The organism is Dietzia sp. SYD-A1, assembly GCF_015356725.1.
Lineage (GTDB): Bacteria > Actinomycetota > Actinomycetes > Mycobacteriales > Mycobacteriaceae > Dietzia.
In genome coordinates this window covers 1-5773 of sequence record NZ_JADDKI010000282.1, presented here as the reverse complement: position 1 = coordinate 5773, position 5773 = coordinate 1, and the positions used below count along the sequence as shown (strand labels likewise).

Here is a 5773-nt window from a genome sequence, read left to right as displayed (position 1 = left end):
GTCCGCGAGCGGGATGGGCCGCATCGTCGCCGGCGCAGTCGCCGGTGCCGCTTTCACCGGTGGCGTCGCGATGGCCGCAGCCCCCGCCGCCTCCGCCCAGTCCGCTGACATCGACGTGAACCAGATCGGCCAGATGGCCCAGGAGTTCGCCCAGGGCATCGGTCTGAACGAGCAGCAGTTGCGGGAGTACGCCCTCGATCCCGCGTTGTTCGGCTCGCTCGGTATCCCCGCCGGTGTGGTCGGCGGAGCCCATGCCCCGACCTTCGGCCCCATCACCTCGGGCTTCGGACCGCGGTGGGGAACCTTCCACAACGGCACGGACTTCGGCGCCCCGATCGGCACGCCCCTGTTCGCCGCCAAGTCCGGCACGGTCGTCGCCGCGGGACCGGCCTCGGGCTACGGACTGTGGATCCGCATCCAGACCGACGACGGATACCTCCTCGAGTACGGCCACAACGACCAGAACTACGTCTCGGTGGGCCAGCGCGTCCATGCCGGTCAGGTCATCGGAACCGTGGGCAACCGCGGTTACTCGACCGGCCCGCACCTGCACTTCGGCGTGCGCAACCCGGCCGGCCAGTGGATCGACCCCGTGCCGTGGCTGCGTGCGCAGGGTGTCGCCGTCTGAGCGGACCTCCGAGCAGCCTGCTCGTCCCCCGGGGCCCCGGACACCGTGAGTGTCCGGGGCCCCGGCCGTCTGGCGGGAGGAAAGATGGCGGGATCTGCATGTGTGGCAGGGTGGGAGATGCCGGTGCCGGTCATCGCCCGACACCTGCCCGAGCTGTACTGATCTCGAGGAGAATCCGGAATGTCACAGACCGTCAAGGGCGTCATCGCCCGTAGCAAGGGCGCGGACGTCGAGTTGGTCGACGTGGTGGTCCCCGATCCTGGGCCGAACGACGTCGTCGTCCGCGTGCAGGCGTGCGGCGTCTGCCACACCGACCTGGCCTATCGCGACGGCGGCATCAACGACGAGTACCCCTTCCTGCTGGGCCACGAGGCCGCGGGGATCGTCGAGACCGTCGGTGACCGCGTCACTCATGTGGCCGAGGGCGATTTCGTGGTGCTGAACTGGCGAGCGGTGTGCGGTGAGTGCCGGGCCTGCAAGCGCGGGCAGCAGCAGTACTGTTTCGCCACCCACAACGCCTCGAGGAAGATGGCCCTCACCGACGGCACGGAGCTCACCCCGGCTCTCGGGATCGGCGCGTTCATCGACAAGACCCTGGTCCATGAGGGGCAGTGCACCAAGGTGGACCCCGCGGCCGACCCGGCCGTGGCGGGACTGCTGGGGTGCGGCGTGATGGCCGGCCTCGGTGCCGCGGTCAACACGGGCAATGTCACGCGGGGCCAGTCCGTGGCGGTCATCGGGTGCGGTGGTGTCGGCATCGCCGCGGTCGTGGGCGCACGTCTGGCGGGTGCCTCGACCATCGTGGCCGTGGACATCGATGACACCAAGCTCGAGTGGGCGCGCGACTTCGGTGCCACCCACGTGGTCAACTCCACCGGGGTGGACCCAGTGGCGGCCATCCAGGAGCTCACGGGCGGCGTCGGCGCCGATGTCGTGATCGACGCGGTCGGCCGGCCCGAAACGTACGAGCAGGCCTTCTACGCTCGTGATCTCGCCGGGACCGTGGTCCTGGTGGGGGTGCCCACGCCCGAGATGCGCCTGGAGATGCCGCTGTTGGACTTCTTCGGCCGCGGTGGTTCGCTGAAGTCCTCCTGGTACGGCGACTGCCTGCCGGAGCGCGATTTCCCGATGCTGGTGGATCTCCACCTGCAGGGTCGGCTCCCGCTCGAGAAGTTCGTCAGCGAGCGCATCGGCCTGGACGCGGTCGAGTCCGCGTTCGGTGCCATGAAGTCCGGTTCCGTCCTCCGATCGGTGGTGACCCTGTGAGCGAGACCCACACCAGTGCCGGTAATGCCGGTGGCCTGCGCATCGAGAAGGTCGTGACGAGCGGCGTGTTCGCCCTCGACGGAGTCGAGTGGGAGGTGGACAACAACATCTGGATCCTCGGCGACGACTCCGAGGTGTACGTCATCGACGCCGCCCACACCGCCCAGCCGATCATCGACGCGGTGGCCGGGCGCACGGTGAAGGGCATCCTGTGCTCGCACGCCCACAACGACCACATCACCGTGGCCCCGGAGCTGGCGCGGGAGCTCGACACCCGGGTCTTCGTCCATCCCGGTGACCAGATGCTGTGGGAGGAGACCCACCCGACGGTCGCCCACGAGGACCTCGAGGACGGGCAGACCTTCCAGATCGCCGGGACCGGGTTCACGGTCATGAACACCCCCGGTCACTCGCCGGGCTCGTGCGTCTTCCACGTCCCCGAGGCGGGCGTCCTGTTCTCCGGTGACACCCTGTTCTCCGGAGGGCCCGGCGCGACCGGTCGGTCGTACTCCGACTTCCCCACCATCATCACCTCGATCAGGGACCGCATCCTCACCCTGCCGGCCGAGACACTGGTCCATACCGGCCACGGCGACGGTACCAAGGTGGGTGAAGAGTCCCCGCATCTGGAGGAGTGGATCGCCCGGGGCAGCTGACCGGGCACGATGGGGGGGTGACGACGACGGACCGCGCCCCGGAGACGGATCTGCGCACCCCCTGGCACACACTGCCCACCGCGGAGGTGGTCTCCCGCCTCGGCGCGGGGTCGAACGGTCTGACCCGCGCCGAGGCGTCCCGTCGCCTCGCCGTGCACGGTCCCAACACCCTGCCGGTGGCGGCCGGGGTGCCGGCCTGGAGGCGGGTCCTGCGGCTGCTCCGCGACCCCATGATCATGGTTCTCGCGGTGGCCGCCGTGGTGAGCGCCGTGATCTCGCGCGAGTGGGAGACCCCGGTCGTCATCCTCCTGGTGGTGGTGCTCAACACAGTGCTGAACTACGTGCAGGAGACGCGGGCCGAGGAGAGCCTGGCGGCGTTGCGCGACATGGCGGTGCCGCACAGCCGGGTGGTGCGGGACGGCGGCGAGGTGGAGGTGGACAGCGCGGATCTCGTCCCGGGGGACGTCGTGGTGGTGGAATCCGGCGACAGGGTCCCCGCTGACGGACGCGTTCTCGAGGCGTCCCGGTTCCAGGTGGCGGAGTCGGCCCTGACCGGCGAGTCGGTCCCCGTGGACAAGACGGCGGGAGCGGTGGCCGCCGCGGACGCGCCGCTCGGTGACCGCACCGGCATGGTGTTCATGAACACCGAGGTCACCCGCGGTCGGGCTCGCGTAGTGGTCACGGGGACCGGTGAGCGCACGGAGATGGGGGCGATCGCCGAGCTGCTCGACGGGGCGGGCGGCGAGCAGACGCCGCTCCAACGGCGGATCGGGGTCCTGGCCCGGGTCCTCACCGTGATCGCGCTGGTCGTGGTGACGCTGGTGATGGGGATCGGACTGGTGCGCGGGCAGTCCTGGGAGGACATGCTCCTCAGTGCCGTCTCGCTCGCCGTGGCCACCATCCCGGAGGGCCTCACCGCCGTGGTGGCGTTCACCCTCGCGATGGGCGCCTCGAGGCTCGCCCGTGAGGGAGCGATCATCAAGAACCTCGCGGCGGTGGAGACCCTCGGGTCGACCAGCCACATCGCCACCGACAAGACCGGGACCCTCACCCTCAACGAGATGACCGTGACGCGGATCGTCGCGGGCGGTTCCGCCTACACCGTCACCGGGACCGGGTACGAGGCGACCGGCACGGTCCTGTCGTCCGATCCGGATGCCGTTCCGGACCTCCGGAGGGCGGCGGTCGCCATGACGCTGTGCAACGACGCGATCGTGACCGACGGCGAACTCGTCGGCGACCCCACCGAGGGCGCTCTCCTCGTGGCCGCCACCAAGTGCGGGCTCGACGTGGAGGGACTGCGTGCCGCCCGGCCCCGGGTGGCCCAGGTGCCCTTCGACTCCGACTACAGGTTCATGGCCACCGTCAACCGCTCACCGGGCGGGGGGCTCGCGCTCAGCGCCAAGGGCGCGACCGGTGCGCTGCTGCCCCGGTCGACCCACGTGTGGAACGGCACGGACGCCGTGGAGCTCACCGACGAGCTGCACGAGGCGATCCGTCTCGCGACCGAGGAGCTCGCGGAGCGGGGCCTGCGGACCCTGCTGGTGGCGGGGCGCCCGTTCGAGTCGGTATCAGGCGAGGACGGATCCGGCGAGACCGGAGTAGATGAGAGCGTGCTCCTCGACGAGGTGTGGGGGCTGACCGTGTTCGCGGTGGTGGGCATCGTCGACCCGCCCCGGCCCGAGGCCGCCGAGGCCATCCGGGTGGCGCGCGCGGCCGGGATCTCCGTCCACATGATCACCGGAGACCACCTCGTCACGGCCTCGTCGATCGCCCGCGACCTGGGGATCGAGGGGGAGGCGGTGCGAGGGGTCGATCTCGACGGACTCGACGACGACGAGCTGTGCGGGCGGGCTCCCGGAATGGGAGTCCTGGCCCGGGTGTCCCCGGAGCACAAGATCCGGATGGTCCGGGCGCTGCAGTCCGGCGGGGACGTGGTGGCCATGACCGGCGACGGCGTCAACGACGCGCCCGCGCTGAGTCAGGCGGACATCGGGATCGCGATGGGGATCACCGGCACCGACGTGTCCAAGGGCGCGGCCGACATGGTCCTCACCGACGACAACTTCACCACGATCGTCTCGGCCGTCGAACAGGGCCGCGGGATCTACGACAACATCGTCAAGTTCGTGAAGTTCCAGCTCACCACCGCGTGGGCGTTCGTGCTGGTGTTCCTCGCCAGCGGGCTGCTGGGTCTGGCCGCGGTGCCGTTCACCGCCCTGCAGGTCCTGCTGGTGAACATCGTCATGGACGGCCCGCCGGCCATGGCGCTGGGCGTGGAGCCCGTGGAGAAGAACGCGATGCGGCGGCCGCCCCGACCCGCCGACGAGCAGATCCTCACCCCGTCACGACTGGTACGGATCCTGTGGCTGGGCGTGGTCATGGCCACCGGGACACTGCTGGTCCTCGCGTTCGCGGAGACGATCTTCCCCGAACGCGCGGGCGTGCCGTTGTTCGCCACCACTCTCGCCTACGCCGCCTTCGTGTTCTTCCAGGTGTTCAACCTGATGAACGTCCGCTCCACGGACGGCTCGGTGTTCTCCCGGGATATGGCGCACAACGCCCCGATCTGGGTGGCCCTGGCGGCGGTCCCGCTGCTGTTGGTGGCCGTGGTCCAGGTACCCTTCCTCCAGGGGATCTTCGACACCACCCCGTTGCACGCGGACGAGTGGTTGTTGGCGGTCGCGGTGGGCTCGTCGATCCTCTGGCTCGAGGAACTCCGGAAAGTCGTGGCGAGGTGGCGTGCTCGGCGGCAGGAGGGATCGGGCACGATGGTGGGGGTCTGACGCGCCCCTGTCGAGGGCGCCGCCACCGGCGATTCCGGCGGGCGCGATGTGGTCAGGCAGAGGAGGAGTCACGATCATGGGCAGGGTCACCGCCAGCAACACCATCGTCATCGAGGCGCCCGTCGCGACCGTGACGGCCGCGATCGCGGACTACGCCCAGGTCCGTCCCCGGATCCAGCCCGAGCAGTTCACCGCGTACAGGTTGATCGAGGGCGGCCAGGGGCACGGCACCGTGGCGGCGTGGAACCTCCAGGCCACCAAGAAGCGCAGCCGGGACGTCAAGGCCACGGTGACCGTGGACGAGGCCGCGGCGCACTGGTCGCTGGTGGAGAAGGACGCCAACTCGTCCATGGCCACCACCTACACGGTCCGCGAGGCCACCGGGGGTGCGCTGGTGGAGATGACCACGTCGTGGGACGGGGCCGGGGGAGTGGGGG

General features: G+C 70.3%; 5 protein-coding genes. All 5 read left to right on the top strand.

Annotated elements, in window-relative coordinates; all coding sequences use genetic code 11:
- On the top strand, positions 1-628 hold a 628-nt coding region (locus IY392_RS11940; RefSeq protein ID WP_194861335.1), incomplete at its 5' end, for a M23 family metallopeptidase.
- A 180-nt stretch (positions 629-808) separates the two neighbouring features.
- Complete coding sequence (locus IY392_RS11935; RefSeq protein WP_107756297.1) at positions 809-1894, top strand: S-(hydroxymethyl)mycothiol dehydrogenase; 1086 nt, start codon at positions 809-811, stop codon at positions 1892-1894.
- The gene (locus IY392_RS11930; RefSeq protein ID WP_194861334.1) at positions 1891-2550 is read left to right on the top strand and encodes an MBL fold metallo-hydrolase; all 660 of its coding nucleotides are present in this window, start codon (positions 1891-1893) and stop codon (positions 2548-2550) included. The genes IY392_RS11935 and IY392_RS11930 overlap by 4 nt, the downstream gene beginning before the upstream one ends.
- A 17-nt stretch (positions 2551-2567) precedes the next feature.
- The gene (locus IY392_RS11925) at positions 2568-5336 is read left to right on the top strand and encodes a cation-translocating P-type ATPase (protein WP_309234172.1); all 2769 of its coding nucleotides are present in this window, start codon (positions 2568-2570) and stop codon (positions 5334-5336) included.
- 76 nt (positions 5337-5412) lie between these two features.
- Positions 5413-5773: SRPBCC family protein (locus IY392_RS11920; protein WP_194861333.1), on the top strand; the 361-nt coding region annotated here is incomplete at its 3' end.

Bases quoted from the DNA above. Each gene is read 5' to 3' on its own strand.
- IY392_RS11935 (WP_107756297.1), top strand. From the start codon at position 809: ATGTCACAGACCGTCAAGGGCGTCATCGCCCGTAGCAAGGGCGCGGAC.